Origin of the sequence: Nitratireductor sp. B36 (genome assembly GCF_020833685.1) — a bacterium.
Taxonomy (GTDB): Bacteria; Pseudomonadota; Alphaproteobacteria; order Rhizobiales; family Rhizobiaceae; genus Nitratireductor.
In genome coordinates this window covers 80,595-94,478 of sequence record NZ_JACKZY010000001.1, presented here as the reverse complement: position 1 = coordinate 94,478, position 13,884 = coordinate 80,595, and the positions used below count along the sequence as shown (strand labels likewise).

The 13,884-nt window shown below is 58.5% G+C and carries 13 protein-coding genes; 10 read left to right on the top strand and 3 right to left on the bottom strand.

Features of this window, described 5'->3' with window-relative positions; translation table 11 throughout:
• The first annotated feature begins 13 nt into the window (after window positions 1-13).
• The 10 genes from H7H48_RS00515 to H7H48_RS00470 all read left to right on the top strand — a co-directional run bounded on the left by H7H48_RS00515 (window position 14) and on the right by H7H48_RS00470 (window position 9,715).
• Window positions 14-709 carry an RraA family protein gene (locus tag H7H48_RS00515; RefSeq protein ID WP_229446891.1) on the top strand — a complete coding sequence of 232 codons (696 nt, stop codon included), beginning with the start codon at window positions 14-16 and terminating at the stop codon, window positions 707-709.
• A gap of 44 nt (window positions 710-753) precedes the next feature.
• A complete protein-coding gene (locus H7H48_RS00510) occupies window positions 754-1,248 on the top strand; it encodes a 2,4'-dihydroxyacetophenone dioxygenase family protein (RefSeq protein WP_229446890.1) in 495 nt (164 codons plus the stop codon).
• Between the two features lie 394 nt (window positions 1,249-1,642).
• Window positions 1,643-2,896: a septal ring lytic transglycosylase RlpA family protein gene (locus H7H48_RS00505; RefSeq protein WP_229446889.1), complete on the top strand. Its 1,254-nt coding sequence runs from the start codon at window positions 1,643-1,645 to the stop codon at window positions 2,894-2,896.
• 111 nt (window positions 2,897-3,007) lie between these two features.
• A complete protein-coding gene (locus H7H48_RS00500; protein ID WP_229446888.1) occupies window positions 3,008-4,156 on the top strand; it encodes a D-alanyl-D-alanine carboxypeptidase family protein in 1,149 nt (382 codons plus the stop codon).
• 125 nt (window positions 4,157-4,281) lie between these two features.
• On the top strand, window positions 4,282-4,947 hold the full coding sequence (gene tmk / locus H7H48_RS00495) for a dTMP kinase (RefSeq protein WP_229446887.1): 666 nt from the start codon (window positions 4,282-4,284) through the stop codon (window positions 4,945-4,947).
• On the top strand, window positions 4,947-5,990 hold the full coding sequence (locus tag H7H48_RS00490) for a DNA polymerase III subunit delta' (protein ID WP_229446886.1): 1,044 nt from the start codon (window positions 4,947-4,949) through the stop codon (window positions 5,988-5,990). The genes tmk and H7H48_RS00490 overlap by 1 nt, the downstream gene beginning before the upstream one ends.
• An 83-nt stretch (window positions 5,991-6,073) precedes the next feature.
• Entirely contained in the window at window positions 6,074-7,633 is a 1,560-nt protein-coding gene (gene metG, locus H7H48_RS00485; RefSeq protein WP_229446885.1) for a methionine--tRNA ligase, read from the top strand.
• Between the two features lie 5 nt (window positions 7,634-7,638).
• Window positions 7,639-8,427: a TatD family hydrolase gene (locus H7H48_RS00480; protein ID WP_229446884.1), complete on the top strand. Its 789-nt coding sequence runs from the start codon at window positions 7,639-7,641 to the stop codon at window positions 8,425-8,427.
• Entirely contained in the window at window positions 8,424-9,248 is an 825-nt protein-coding gene (locus tag H7H48_RS00475; protein ID WP_229446883.1) for an MBL fold metallo-hydrolase, read from the top strand. The genes H7H48_RS00480 and H7H48_RS00475 overlap by 4 nt, the downstream gene beginning before the upstream one ends.
• A complete protein-coding gene (locus tag H7H48_RS00470; RefSeq protein WP_229446882.1) occupies window positions 9,245-9,715 on the top strand; it encodes a YbaK/EbsC family protein in 471 nt (156 codons plus the stop codon). The genes H7H48_RS00475 and H7H48_RS00470 overlap by 4 nt, the downstream gene beginning before the upstream one ends.
• 195 nt (window positions 9,716-9,910) lie before the next feature.
• Here the strand turns inward: H7H48_RS00470 and H7H48_RS00465 are convergent, their stop codons facing one another.
• From H7H48_RS00465 to H7H48_RS00455, 3 genes are all read right to left on the bottom strand, one after another.
• Window positions 9,911-10,789, bottom strand: coding sequence for an aldose 1-epimerase (locus tag H7H48_RS00465; RefSeq protein WP_229446881.1), 879 nt, complete (start codon window positions 10,787-10,789; stop codon window positions 9,911-9,913).
• 101 nt (window positions 10,790-10,890) lie between these two features.
• Window positions 10,891-12,210: an HlyD family type I secretion periplasmic adaptor subunit gene (locus tag H7H48_RS00460; protein WP_229446880.1), complete on the bottom strand. Its 1,320-nt coding sequence runs from the start codon at window positions 12,208-12,210 to the stop codon at window positions 10,891-10,893.
• Window positions 12,197-13,879 (bottom strand): peptidase domain-containing ABC transporter, encoded by a 1,683-nt coding sequence (locus H7H48_RS00455; protein ID WP_229446879.1) that lies wholly within the window; start codon window positions 13,877-13,879, stop codon window positions 12,197-12,199. Before H7H48_RS00455 ends, H7H48_RS00460 begins: the two co-directional genes overlap by 14 nt.
• Between the last annotated feature and the right edge of the window lie 5 nt (window positions 13,880-13,884).

Genomic DNA, 13,884 nt, shown 5'->3' with positions numbered 1-13,884 from the left:
GAAGGACCCCCTGATGAACAAACCTTACACCAACGACACGGAAATGTTCGCGCTGATGCGCGAGCGCCTGTTCACCGCCGTGCTCGGCGACATTCTCGACGAGATGGGCCTGCAAAACCAGTTCTTGCCGGCGGGCATTGCGCCTTTGAAACAAAACATGGTTACGGTCGGCCGCGCCATGCCGGTTCTCGAAGCCGACGTATTTGGCAATGCGGGAGAAGAGGCCCGCGGTCCGCTCGCGCACAAGCCGTTTGGCCTCATGCTCGAGGCACTGGACGATCTCAAGCAGGGGGAGGTCTATGTGGCCACCGGCGCGTCGTTGCGCTATGCGCTGTGGGGCGAGCTCATGGCGACACGAGCCGGCTTCCTGAAAGCCGCCGGCGCCGTGCTCGATGGTTATGTGCGGGATGCCGATGGCATCGAAGCACTTGGCTTCCCGACCTTCTGCCGCGGCGTTTATGCGCAGGATCAAGGCCCCCGTGGCAAGGTTATTGATTTCCGTTCACCGGTTCAGATCGACGGCATCAAGGTCGAGCCCGGCGCACTCGTCTTCGGCGACCGCGAAGGCGTGCTCATCATCCCGCACGACGCAGAGGAGGAAGTGGTGCGCCGCTCGTTGGAAAAAGCGGAGACGGAGAACCGGGTCGGAAACGCGATCCGCGAAGGGATGCCCGCCGTCGAGGCATTCGAAACCTTTGGCGTTATGTAAGCGAGGTAGAGACAGAAATGGCTCAGAGCGAAGACGAAAAGAGAATGCCTTACCAACTGCCCATGCCGCCGGAAGCAGGCAGTGACATCGTGGTACCCAGCGTTATTCCGGAGGATGAGCGGGTGTGGGTTCCACAGGCCGAGCAGGTCTGGTTTCGGCCGCTCTGCCTCAACGCCTCGCAGGGTTACTGGGTGAACCTTCTGAAGGTACGCAAGGCGGGTGTTCTGGCCCGCCACCGCCATCCCAACCCGGTGCACGGCTATGTGATCAAGGGGCGATGGCATTATCTGGAGCATGACTGGGTGGCGGAAGAGGGCGGCTATGTCTATGAACCGCCCGGCGAAACCCACACCCTCGTTGTACCCGAGGACGTCGAAGAGATGATCACGCTGTTTCAGGTGAATGGGGTGATGTACTACGTCGACCCGTGGGGCAAGCATGAGGGGTTCGAGGATGTTTTCACCAAGATCGAGATGTGCCGCAAGCACTATGAAAGGGTAGGGTTGGGAGGCGATTTCGTCGATCAGTTCATTCGTTAGGAAACAACGAAAAGCCGCTGATATAGCTTGATAACTTTCTCCTTACGCCTGCACGATTGACTCACCGCCGGAGCCTCTCGGCAGGCGACAGGGGCTCATGTGGAACTGTCATGCAGAACCATCGGAGAGCAGGCTCTACGTCCGTTGCGACCTGCGTATCGGACGTGGCTACAGTAAACCTTGCCTCTGAAATAACGCCCGAGAGCATAATTTTAGCGGTTTGCCCCTTTGCTGCCACAAATGATTAACAGCTTGCTAAGATATTTCGGTCCAGGGTGCGGAGGGCATCCTGTACTGTTGAAGACTGGAACGCCTCGATTCCGGTTATTTTTGATGAGTGGGGATATCTCGCGATCATGAACGAGATTTCGATGCCTGGGGGAGATGCGGGCGCATGAGTTTTTCGATTGCCGTGCGCCGCAAATCAAGCCGCCGCTTATCATCCGGCATTGCCATCGCTGCCTGCGCAGCATTGTTGACAGCATGCAATTCCACGACACCGAAGGTTGCCGTCAGCAAAAGCAAATCCAAGGAATATTTCGCGGAATCCGAATATGGCGTGAAAGCCAGCCCGCGCGTTTCGACAAAGTCTTCCAACCTGCGCCGGGGCGGGGGACGCTATCAGGTCGGCAAACCCTACCAGGTGAAGGGCAAATGGTATCACCCGAAGGAAGATCCCGACTACGAGAAGGTCGGTGCAGCATCCTGGTATGGTGATGCTTTTCATGGCCGGCTGACCGCCAATGGCGAAATTTATGACATGACGCATCTGACGGCCGCGCATCCGACGATGCCGTTGCCCAGCTATGCGCGTGTGACCAACATGAACAATGGGAGCTCGGTCCTGGTGCGTGTGAACGACCGTGGACCTTTCGCGCACAACCGGATTATCGATCTTTCGAAACGCGCTGCGCAGCTTCTCGACTACCAGAGCGCCGGTGTAGCGCAGGTGAAGGTCGAATATGTGGGGCCCGCGCCGCTGGAAGGTCGTGACGACGAGTATCTGATGGCATCCTACAGGCCAGGCGGTGCAGCGCCTGATCCTTCAGACGGTCTGGCCACCGGCGTGATGGTGGCCATGAACGGCCCGACCCCAACGGCGACATTGCCAGGCGTGAAGGCAGCCGATGCCTTTGCCAGCCAGCCCGGCCTGACACCACCCACGCCGATTGCGGCATCGTCAGCGTTTGAATTGCCGAGTTCCGGACCGATCGTGCCTGATCGTCCGCGCACGGCACCGCTCGACGCGGTTCCTCAGGATGTGGCGGCACTTTCTTATGCGGATCAGCGCATCAGTGCTGCGGCAGGCGCATTTGACAGCGTGCTGAATGACAATGCGCTACGATCACAAGACGTGACACGCTGGTGGCGGCAGAAAAACATCGCGGTTCAGCCCGAGACACCACCCGAGACGTCAGGGGACACGGGCATATTTGTGAGCGTGGGTGCCTGGGCGGAGCGGGCACAGGCCGAGCTGCGAGCTCAGGAACTGGCGGCTTATGGCGAGCCGCAGATTGAAGCCGTATACGATGAATCCGGGGTGGTTCATTACGCATTGAAGGTGACGCCCAGAAAGCAGTCGCTCGTGGATACGCTTCTGCAGGCAGCCTGGGCAAGTGGGGCGGACGACGCATTCATCGTGCGATAGCCACGATCCGCCACCTCGCCACCAGTTGATTTCAGGGTGCTCCTACCGCTAGTTTCAGGATCTATTCCTGCGCTAGGGGGCGTTGTCTTGTTTGCCGCGTACAAAAGAACAATGGTTTTCGCCTGCTGCCTGCTGCTGTTGGGAAGCCAGACAGCCTTGGCACAGCTGTTTGAAACCCGTGCAAAACAGGCCTATCTGGTCGAAGCCGAAACCGGCACGGTGCTTTTTTCAAAAAACCCCGACGAGCGCATACCGCCCGCATCCCTGGCGAAGCTGATGACGGTGGAAGTAGTCTTCCACGCCATAAAGAGCGGGCGGCTGTCGCTGAGCGACGAGTTTTACGTCAGCGAGCACGCCTGGCGGACCGGCGGAGCGGTGTCCGGCACCTCCACGATGTTTGCCGAAATCAAGTCCTCCGTGCCGCTCGAAGCGTTGATCCAGGGTGTGATTGTCCAGTCGGCAAACGACGGATGTATCATCATCGCCGAGGGAATGGCCGGGTCGGAAGAAAACTTTGCCCAGTTGATGACCGAGCGGGCGAAAAAGATCGGCCTCAGAGATTCCGTCTTCGTGAATGCGACTGGTCTGCCCGCCGAGGGCCAGCATGTGACCATGCGCGATCTGGTTACGCTGGCGATGCATCTGCAGCGGGAATATCCGGAATTTTACAAATACTATTCTCAAGATGCCTTCACCTGGAACAAGATCCTCCAGCGCAACCGCAACCCGCTCCTGCGCATGGATATCGGGGCCGAGGGCCTCAAGACTGGGTTCACGGAAGCGTCCGGCTACGCCATCGTTGGTGCGGTGAACAGGAATGGGCGCCGCTTGTTTGCCGCAATGAGTGGACTTTCAAGCGAAAGCGAACGGGCCGAAGAAGCCCGCAAGCTGCTGGATTGGGGCATTCGTGCTTTCGAGAAGATCGAGCTTTTCGAAACGGGTGAGACGGTTGGTCGAATTTCGGTTTTCGGAGGTGACAAGCCGGATCTGGCCGTACAAGCCAAGGGGCCGATCGCCATTTTTCGTCCCATCACCAACGCAGACCGTTTGCGCGCGCGCATCGTCTATCAGGGGCCGATCCCGGCTCCTGTGGAGGAAGGAGATCAGGTTGGCACGCTGAAGGTCTGGATCGGCGATACGCTGAGCCAGGAGACACCTCTTTATGCGGCAGAGAGCGTCGGGCAGGGAGGACTGCCAGACCGTGCGCTTGATGCCGTGGGCGAATTGCTGATCGGCTGGCTGCGCAAATACCGCTCTTAGGCCGCCCTGGTTTAAAACAGCCGTTTACACTCCGCACAACAGCATGGACCTTGGACAAACGAACGCCTAAGTAGATCGTTGCCGGCAATGACGCCGCACGCAATTCGGAAGAGGAACACGATCTCTTGTCTCGCGGATTCTTCATTACGTTCGAGGGAGGCGAGGGGGCTGGAAAATCGACTCAGATTACGCGGCTTGCTGCCAGCCTGCGGGAGCAGGGGCACGAAGTGATCATTACGCGCGAGCCCGGCGGCTCAGCCGGAGCCGAAGCGGTCAGGCATGTGCTTCTGTCGGGAGCGGCCGAGCCTTTCGGGCCGGCGATGGAGGCCATTCTTTTCGCGGCAGCACGTTCCGACCATGTAGAGCAGGTGATCCGTCCGGCGATCGAGCGGGGAGCTATCGTTCTGTGTGACCGTTTCTTGGATTCCTCGCGCGTCTACCAAGGGGTGACGGGCGACCTGAGCCGCGATTTCATGCAAAGTCTCGAACGTGTCACAGTCAATGGCATGGTCCCGGACCTGACGCTTATCCTGGATATCGACCCTGAGGAGGGGCTGCGGAGGGCCAACGCAAGACGCGGTGACGAAGCGCCGGACCGCTTCGAGAAAGAAGCGCTCGCGACGCATCGCCGCCGAAGAAAAGCGTTTCTCGAAATTGCCAAGGCCGAGCCGGCGCGCTGTGTCGTGATCGACGCGGCGCTGCCCGCCGACAGGGTCACGGTTGCCATACAGCGCGTCGTTCAGCAGACCATGGCCAAACGTGAGGCAGGACGTGAAAGGAGCGATGCCTGATGTTGGAACGCACCGCGCCTGAACGTTTCGATACACTGCCGGAAATCCCTGAACCATCGGAGAATCCGCTTCTGGTGGGCCATGAAAGGGTGGCCGACATGCTGGCCGGTGCCTATCGGGCAGGTAAACTGCATCACGGACTCCTTTTTGCCGGTCCTCCGGGCATAGGAAAGGCAACGCTCGCCTTTCACCTTGCCAATCATCTTTTCGCCTATCCGCGGGCGGAAGATGCTCCCGAACGCCTCTTGGTGCCCGATCCCAAATCGCAGGCTTTTCGACTGATCGCGCAGGATGCACACCCCTCGTTGCTGCACCTGTCACGGCCCTTCGTGGAGCGGGACAAGAAATTCAAAACCGTCATCACCGTGGATGAAATCCGCCGCATTCAGCGGTTTTTGTCGCTGACAACTCATGATGGCGGATACCGGGTCGTGATTGTCGATCCGGCGGACGATCTCAACGTCAGCGCTGCAAACGCACTTTTGAAGAGTCTTGAGGAACCGCCACCGCGAACGGTCTTCATCCTGATCACCCATTCGCTCGGGCGGCTTCTGCCCACGATCCGCTCGCGCTGCCAGATCGTACGTCTCCAACCGCTTGCAGCGCCGGATCTCGTGGGTTTGTTGCGCACATTGGGTGCTGCAGATGGTGACAGCGATGAGGAGATTGCGGCACGAGCCCAGGGCAGTGTGCGCAATGCGATCCTTCTCTCGCAGTTTGGCGGAGCCGAAATCGCCGACGTCCTGCAAAAACTGGTCTCGGGGCGCAGGTTTGACGCCGCTGAAGCCTTGCGCCTTGGCGAAGCAGTCAGCGGGCGCGAGCGGGACGTCCAGTTTGCGATCTTCAACCGCACGGTGCTGGACATGATCAATCAGTTTGCCACGAGGCGCGCTGAAGCCGGCGACACAAGAGGGGCTGCAGCGGCAGCGGACCTCTGGGACGAAATAAACACAGCGATCCGGGATGCGGAAACCTTCAATCTTGACCGCAAGCAGCATGCCGCCGGCATTGCCGCGAAGCTTAATGCCGCATTCAATGCCTGAAGATGCGTGTTGGGCTGGCATGCGCATGCGCGATGCGCTATCTGGGCGTCATCTAGCAATGTGTTTTCTGGACGTTCTTCCCAATGGCTCGCGATAAGTTTTACATCACCACGCCCATTTTCTATCCCAACGGCAAACCGCATATCGGACATGCCTATACGGTGATCGCGACAGATGCGATGGCGCGCTTCCAGCGGCTTGATGGCAAGGATGTTTTCTTCCTGACCGGCACTGACGAGCACGGACTGAAGATGCAACAGACAGCGGATAAGGAAGGCATCACGCCCCAGGCCCTCGCAGACCGCAACACCGCCGTGTTTCGCGATATGATCGCCGCGCTGGGTGGCTCGAACGACCAGTTCATCCGCACCACCGAGGAACGGCACCATCGCGCCTGCCAGGCGATCTGGCAGAAGATGGCCGACAATGGCGACATCTATCTGGACCGCTATTCGGGCTGGTACTCCGTGCGGCAGGAAGCCTATTTCGACGAAAGCGAAACGACAGTTGGCGAAGACGGCGTGCGCCGCGAACCGCTGGGCTCACCTGTGGAATGGAACGAGGAGGAAACCTATTTCTTCCGTCTTTCCGCCTATCAGGACAAGCTCCTCGCCCACTACGAGGCCAATCCGGATTTCATCGGTCCCGCCGAGCGCCGCAACGAGGTGATGAGCTTTGTACGCTCGGGTCTGAAGGATCTCTCGATTTCGCGCTCGACATTCAACTGGGGTGTTCCGGTACCAGGTGATGAAAAGCATGTGATGTATGTGTGGGTGGATGCGCTGACCAACTACATCACGGCTGCCGGTTATCCCGACACGAATGCCGAGCGGTGGTCTTACTGGCCCGCGAACGTGCATGTGATCGGCAAGGACATCGTGCGGTTTCATGCCGTCTACTGGCCGGCTTTCCTGATGTCGGCGGGCATAGAGCTGCCCAAGCGCGTTTACGCGCATGGGTTCCTGTTCAACCGCGGCGAGAAGATGTCCAAATCGGTCGGCAATGTAGTCGACCCGTTCGCGCTGATTGAGCATTACGGTCTGGATGCGGTGCGCTATTTCTTCCTGCGTGAGGTGCCGTTCGGGCAGGATGGCAGCTACAGCCATGATGCCATCGTCAACCGCACCAACGCTGATCTCGCGAATGATCTGGGCAATCTCGCCCAACGTTCGCTTTCTATGATCGCCAAGAATTGCGACGGTGCCGTTCCTCAGAAGGGCACACCTGCCGAGGAGGATCTGGCCATTCTGAAGCGCGCCGGCGAAGCGCTGGAGACGGCACGCGGAGCCATGGGCACGCAGGCTCTTCATCAGGCGCTCGGGGCGATCTTTAACGTGGTGGCCGAGGCGAACCGCTATTTCGCGGGGCAGGAGCCCTGGGCGCTGAAAAAAACGGACCCGGCGCGGATGCAATCCGTGCTCTACACCACCGCTGAACTGGTGCGTCGGGTGGCCATTCTTTGCCAGCCCTTCATACCGGGGTCGGCAGAAAAACTGCTAGATCTTCTAGCGGTCGACAAGGACGCACGGACGTTTGCCCATCTGGGAGACGAAAACGCTCTGGTGCCTGGCACCGCTCTGCCGGCGCCACAGCCGGTCTTCCCACGCTATGTCGAGCCGAAAACGGACGGTGAGGGGGCCTGACATTGATGCTGGTCGACAGCCATTGCCATCTGGATTTCCCCGATTTCGAGGAGGACCGGGCGGGTTTCATCAAGCGCGCTGGGGAAGTCGGCGTCGGCCTCATGGTGACGATATCGACCCGCGTGCGCCAGTTTGAGCGAATCCGCGCGATCGCCGAGGCGCATGAGAACGTCTTCTGTTCCGTTGGCACCCATCCCCACAATGCGGATGAGGAACTGGATGTGACAGCTGACGATCTCGTGCGCCTTGCCGGGCACCCAAAAGTGGTCGCGATCGGCGAAGCCGGTCTCGACTACTTCTATGACAAGGCTCCGCGCGACGCTCAGGCTCAGGGCTTCCGAACACATATCGCAGCGGCTCGCCAGACGGGACTGCCGCTTGTCATACACGCGCGTAATGCCGATGACGACATGATGGCGATCCTCGAAGAAGAAACAGGGAAGGGCGCCTTCCCCTTCATCTTGCACTGTTTTTCCTCCGGCGCCGCGCTTGCAAAGACAGGTGTCGAACTGGGAGGTTATATCTCGTTTTCGGGCATCCTGACGTTCCGCAAATCCCAGGAACTGCGTGATATCGCCAAAACCGTGCCGCACGACCGGCTTCTGGTCGAGACAGACGCGCCATATCTTGCGCCGGTCCCGAAGCGCGGAAAGTGCAATGAGCCGGCTTTTGTCGTGCATACGGCGCGTGTTCTCGCACAAACCATAGGTCTTTCCGAGGAAGAAACGGCGCGCCTGACAACGGAGAATTTTTTCCGGCTGTTCACCAAAGTGCCACGGGACGCTGCGCGGTGAGCGATGTTCTGCGCCTGACGATCCTGGGATGTGGTTCGTCGCCAGGCACGCCGCGGATTACCGGCGACTGGGGCGCCTGCGACCCCGAAAATCCCAAAAACCGGCGTCGCCGCTGCGCAGCAATGGTCGAGCGCATTTCGAAGAACGGCGGCACCACACGTGTTGTCATCGATACCGGACCGGATTTCCGGGAACAGATGATTTCTGCTGGTGTCGACCGGTTGGACGCTGCCGTCTATACTCATCCTCACGCAGATCACATCCACGGTATCGACGATCTTCGCGGTTATGTCCTCAATCAGCGTCACCTGATGGACGTTTATGCGGACAAGCCGACACTGGAACGTCTGAACGAAGCATTTGGCTATTGCTTCGAAACGCCGCCAGGCAGCAATTATCCGCCGATCCTGAAGGCGTGTCCCATCAGTCATGAGGCGAAATTTTCCATTCAGGGAGCCGGCGGGAAAATTCCATTTGTTCCGCTTCCTCAGATACATGGCGATATTCTTTCACTCGGATATCGCATTGGCGGCTTCGCCTATTGCCCGGATGTCAGCGCCTTTCCGGACGACACTCCGGAGCTGATTTCAGGTGCCGACACGCTGATCATCGATGCACTGCAATATCGTCCGCACCCAAGCCACTTTTCGCTTGGGGAAGCGCTGGGCTGGATTGAGCGTCTCAACCCAAGACGCGCAGTGCTGACACACATGCACATACCGCTCGATTATGAGACCGTGTTGCGGGAAACGCCGGACCACGTGGAACCGGCCTTTGACGGCATGGTGCTTGAGTTGCCCATTGAGGAGGATATGGAATGAGCAAGAGCATCAAACGGGTGCAGCAAGCGGCTGATGCGGCCGGGCTGGCAATCGAAATCAAACGCATGGGCGAATCCACACGAACCGCTGAAGAAGCGGCAAACCAATGTGGCTGCAGCGTCGCCCAGATCGTGAAATCCCTGATCTTTCAAGGCGAGCAAAGCCAGAAGCTCTATTTGTTTCTGGTTTCGGGTAGCCGTCAGCTGGATACCGGCAAGGCAGCGGCGCTGGTCGGTGAACCCTTGAAACGCGCGGATCCGCGGCACATCCGCGATGTTACGGGATTTGCAATCGGAGGCGTTTCACCACTCGGGCAGCCCGACGAGGTTGCGCGTTTTGGCGACGAGAGCCTTCTTGGGTTCGATGTGGTGTGGGCAGCAGCAGGAGCGCACGATGCGGTTTTCTCCGCTGAACCAGCCGCGCTTTTCGAAGCCGCAAGCGTTCAGAAGGTCGATATTGCATCATGAGCAGACATTCGCTAGTTCCATAATCTATCTTATGCGATCTATTGATGTCCAAGGGCGGGTTCAAGTTTGGACCGCGACTTGCGGATGAATACCAACGAGCCGGCTCCGCAAGAAAAACGCGCCACCCGCGCCTCTCTCACTGCTGCACGCCGCTGCGCGCAGAATATGTGTTGGGAGGGTTCGACCCGATAACGCCTACGGAATTTCGTCCACCGTCAGGCGCATGCTCCCGCCCATCATCTCGCCTGGAGAAAGACGACGAAGGCCACCGAAACCTGCGTGGTGAAAACCGTTTGCCGTATGAGACATGGGTTCAAAGCAGACAAACTCGAAGTCAGGCGGCGGTGAAAAGAGCATATAGCGAGAAAAGACCGGATCGGTATCGATGCTCGCCCCAAGCCCCAGCTCTGGCCAGACGAACCTGGCCCGGCAGTTCCATCCTTCGAAACAATGATTGAGCCCGTGATCAGGCAGCAGCCGGGGTTTTGAAAAATCGACTGTTTCAGGCAGCGGCTCGTTGCGGTCCGGAACGTGGTATTCGTCTTCAGTCCACCAGGATTGCGCAGGTGCCTCCAGGGTCATGCCGGAGGTTCTGGGGAAATATGGGTGCAAACCAAGGCCAAACGGCATGGCGTCCCCGCCCCTGTTCTCCACCTCGATTGTTATTGTCAGGCAATTTTGATCGAGCATGAACCGCTGCTCGGCTCTATAAGTGTACGGGGATCGTGTATTGCCCTCATGCTCCATTTCGAGCGTCACAGAACCATCTGTACGCTCTACAACGGTCCAATCGCTCTTCCAGCCCTCGCCATGGATGTAGAATGGTGGGGTATCGTTGGGTTCGAACGTGTAGGTCCGGCCTTCATAGTCGAATGTGTTCCCGCCAACCCGATTGGAAAAAGGCACCATCGGAAAACACGCCGTATCCGTCGGCCCGAACGCATCGTTATCGCCCGCAAACGGCCGCATGAACGGCCGGCCATTCCGATGATATCCGTCGACAACGACACCAAAGCGTGGGGAAACCCGAACACGCAAATCCGTGCTTTCCAACAAGATCATATGGTCCGGCATTGTTCCCCCTGACATCGAGCAATCCGGGTCAAGCCTTACAACAAGCCTGCCCGCGAAACCATCCGCTCAGGAGGGATTTGCGACGAGTTTGCCAAGTCCTGTCAGCGCTCGCCCAGACTCTGACTGAACTGTGCGGTGATCGGTGCCAGAAAATAGCTGATCAATCGGCGATCTCCCGTGATGGCATCAACACTGCCGGTCATCCCCGGTCGCAAAGCCAACCGCCCTGCCGGTGACTGCAACGCATCACCCTCGGGTTTCAGCCGCACGACGAACCCCCAGCGGCCGCTGCCTCCAACTTCGATCGAATCGCTTGCGATATCAGTGATCGTGGCCATCATCGCGCCAAAGCGTTCGGCAGGATAGGCATCAAGACGAATACGCGCTTTCTGTCCTGCTTCAAGAAACCCGCTGTCTTCATTCGAAAACAAGGCCTCGAACTCGAGCTGGCTGTCGTTTGGCACCACGCGCATCAGATCCTGTCCAGCCTGGACAACGCCTCCTACGGTGGTTACGGAGAGCTGTTCGACCGTGCCCGATACAGGAGCGCGTAGCTGCGTGGCGGCCACTCTTTCCTCCAGCGCCCGGCGTTCCTGCCGCAACGCGGCCAATCGCGCCTCGATCCCGTCTCGTTTTTGCATGAACCTGTTGTAATTCGTGCTGAAGAGCCCTGCCCGCTCGGCGTCCAGGACGGAAGCCTCCGCGGCGGTTTTTGCGATCTCGCGTTTGAGAACATCTCTCGCACTGCGAATATCGTCATAGGCTGCGCGTACCTTCAGATAGGCTTCGCGTGAAGAAATGCCACGTTTCATGAGTTTTTCCGCTGCCTGTAGTCGCTCTTCCTGAACGGCGAGTGCGGTATCCGCCTGGGCAATCCGACCCTGCAGAACCTCCATGGCCTTTCGATTGACGTCCAGGCGAGCATCGGCCGCGGCCAACCCATCTGCAAAGTCCTTGAGTTCGGCTTCGAGAAGGCGCGCCTGCATGGCCTCATCAGCAGCATCTCCTGCCCTGGTTGACGAGGTGTCTTCTTTACCGTTGCCAATATCTCCCCCGTCGCGCAGCACGACGAGTTCGGACAGGAAAGCGGCGAAGCGGACGTTTTCGCGCTTCAGGCGCGCTTCTTCCTCGACCAGCGTAAGAAGTTTTGTTTCGGCGGGGGTGGCATCGAGTGTTAGCAACAGCTCTCCTTTGCTGACACTGACACCGTCACGCACGAGGATCCCTGTGATGGAGCCAGGATATTCGGCCTGCACCACCTGCACTCTGTCCAGCGGAACGAGCCGTACGGTTCCGCGTGCGGTAACCTCAACACGCAACAGGCACGCCGCAATGAGAGTGACGATGAAGATGGTCGTGCTGATCAGCACGGTGAGATGCAATGTCGGGGAGGCTGCACCCGATGTGTCAAACAGGCGCATGATTTTTTCCTGCAGCAAAGTCGATGATTTGATCTCGGCCTTCAAAAACATCCGGCCTGTGTGTGATCACGATCACCGTCATCGTTCTCCTGAGCCGCATCAGCTCCGCCACCATTCGCCGCTGTGAGGCTTCATCAAGCGCACTGGTCGGTTCATCGAGTATGAGAACGGACGGGCTTTGAAGCACTGCGCGGGCGATAGCTATTCGTTGTCTCTGCCCGCCAGACAAGGCATTCCCCTGCTCGCCTACCGGCGTATCGAGCCCAAGCGGCAATCGGTCGACGAGATCATCCGCAGCCGCGACCGCAAGCGCATCGCGCAGCGCCGCATCGGTTGCGTCTGGGCATCGCAACTGCAAATTCTCGCGGAGCGTACCCGAAAAAAGATAGGGGTCTTGAGGAACATAAACGATCCGCGACCGAACGCTCTCCGGTTCGTACCCGCTGAGATCCTCGCCACCAATACAGATTGCTCCTTCCTGCGGCTTTTCCAGCCCGGCAGCCAGGCGCCCGAATGTCGACTTCCCTACTCCCGACGGCCCGACAACAAGGGTGCAGGTGTGAGGTTCTGCCACAAGGTCAACGCGGTCCAGGACCGGCTTCTGATCGATAGAATAGGAGAAGGAGACAGACCGGAATTCCAGCCGGGGTTCAAGCCCGTTTGGGAGACGCTTTTTCTCGCCGAAGGGCTCGCGCTCGCTGCTCAGGATGTCACCTAAGCGTTGACGCGAGACACGGAGATTCTGCCAATCCTGCCATAATTTTGAAAAGCCTGCGATGGGGGCTGCGACCTTCTCTGCAATGAGCTGGAAAGCGATGAGCTGGCCCAATGTGAGTTCACCGGCAAACACCTGCTGTGCTCCGATATAGATTACTCCAATGAAAACGCCTTTCTCACAGATCATGGCAAGTTGGCCGCTCACGGCGTTCATCGTGTAGACCCTTCGCGAAGCCTGAAGGGTTTGGGAAAGCGTTTGCCGCAGCCGCGCCAGCATCGCGGTCTCAGCCGTTAGTGCTTTCACGGCCGTCATGCCAGTCAGGTTCTCAACCAGCCGCGCCTGGTGTCGAGCGCCCGTGTCGAACTGGACACGCAGCCGCTTTCGCAGCATGGGGCCAAAGCACAGATACAATGCCGCCTGGAGTGGCAGAGCCACCGCAACGACCAGTGTCAATTGCCCTGAAATCGACAACAGAACGGCGACATAGAGAAAGGTGAAGAAAAGATCCAGTGAAGCACCGGTGGTAAGACCGACAAGAAACGCCCGGATCGTATCGGTCTCGCCGATCCGCGAGAGAGTTTCGCCGACCGGCCATTTGCGAAAATGGCGCAATGGCAATCGGAACAGATGCTCAAACAGCCGTGTTCCCAGTTCCAAGGTCAGGCGGTTTGCGACAGAAACGCCCAGAAATGCTGCAAGCAGGTTGAAGCAGAGCTGAAATACATTGGCGCCAATCATGACGATCACAACGACGATCAGGGATGCTTCACGCTGAAACGGCAAGATCCGATCAATCACCACCTGAAACACGAAGGGCTCCAGAAGCCCTATGAGCCGCACACAGACAGCCAAAAACGTAAGCTCAGCATATAATGGAATATGCTTGCCCAGTGTCGTTGTGAACCACGACAGGGGAACGCCCTGTTCACTCGTCTTGAAGCGTTGCGTCATAAAAA

Bases quoted from the DNA above. Each gene is read 5' to 3' on its own strand.
- metG (WP_229446885.1), top strand. From the start codon at position 6,074: ATGGCTCGCGATAAGTTTTACATCACCACGCCCATTTTCTATCCCAAC.
- H7H48_RS00515 (WP_229446891.1), top strand. From the start codon at position 14: ATGAACAAACCTTACACCAACGACACGGAAATGTTCGCGCTGATGCGC.
- H7H48_RS00510 (WP_229446890.1), top strand. From the start codon at position 754: ATGCCTTACCAACTGCCCATGCCGCCGGAAGCAGGCAGTGACATCGTG.
- H7H48_RS00480 (WP_229446884.1), top strand. From the start codon at position 7,639: ATGCTGGTCGACAGCCATTGCCATCTGGATTTCCCCGATTTCGAGGAG.
- H7H48_RS00460 (WP_229446880.1), bottom strand. From the start codon at position 12,210: ATGCGCCTGTTTGACACATCGGGTGCAGCCTCCCCGACATTGCATCTC.
- H7H48_RS00505 (WP_229446889.1), top strand. From the start codon at position 1,643: ATGAGTTTTTCGATTGCCGTGCGCCGCAAATCAAGCCGCCGCTTATCA.
- H7H48_RS00470 (WP_229446882.1), top strand. From the start codon at position 9,245: ATGAGCAAGAGCATCAAACGGGTGCAGCAAGCGGCTGATGCGGCCGGG.
- H7H48_RS00465 (WP_229446881.1), bottom strand. From the start codon at position 10,789: ATGCCGGACCATATGATCTTGTTGGAAAGCACGGATTTGCGTGTTCGG.
- H7H48_RS00490 (WP_229446886.1), top strand. From the start codon at position 4,947: ATGTTGGAACGCACCGCGCCTGAACGTTTCGATACACTGCCGGAAATC.
- H7H48_RS00500 (WP_229446888.1), top strand. From the start codon at position 3,008: ATGGTTTTCGCCTGCTGCCTGCTGCTGTTGGGAAGCCAGACAGCCTTG.
- H7H48_RS00455 (WP_229446879.1), bottom strand. From the start codon at position 13,879: ATGACGCAACGCTTCAAGACGAGTGAACAGGGCGTTCCCCTGTCGTGG.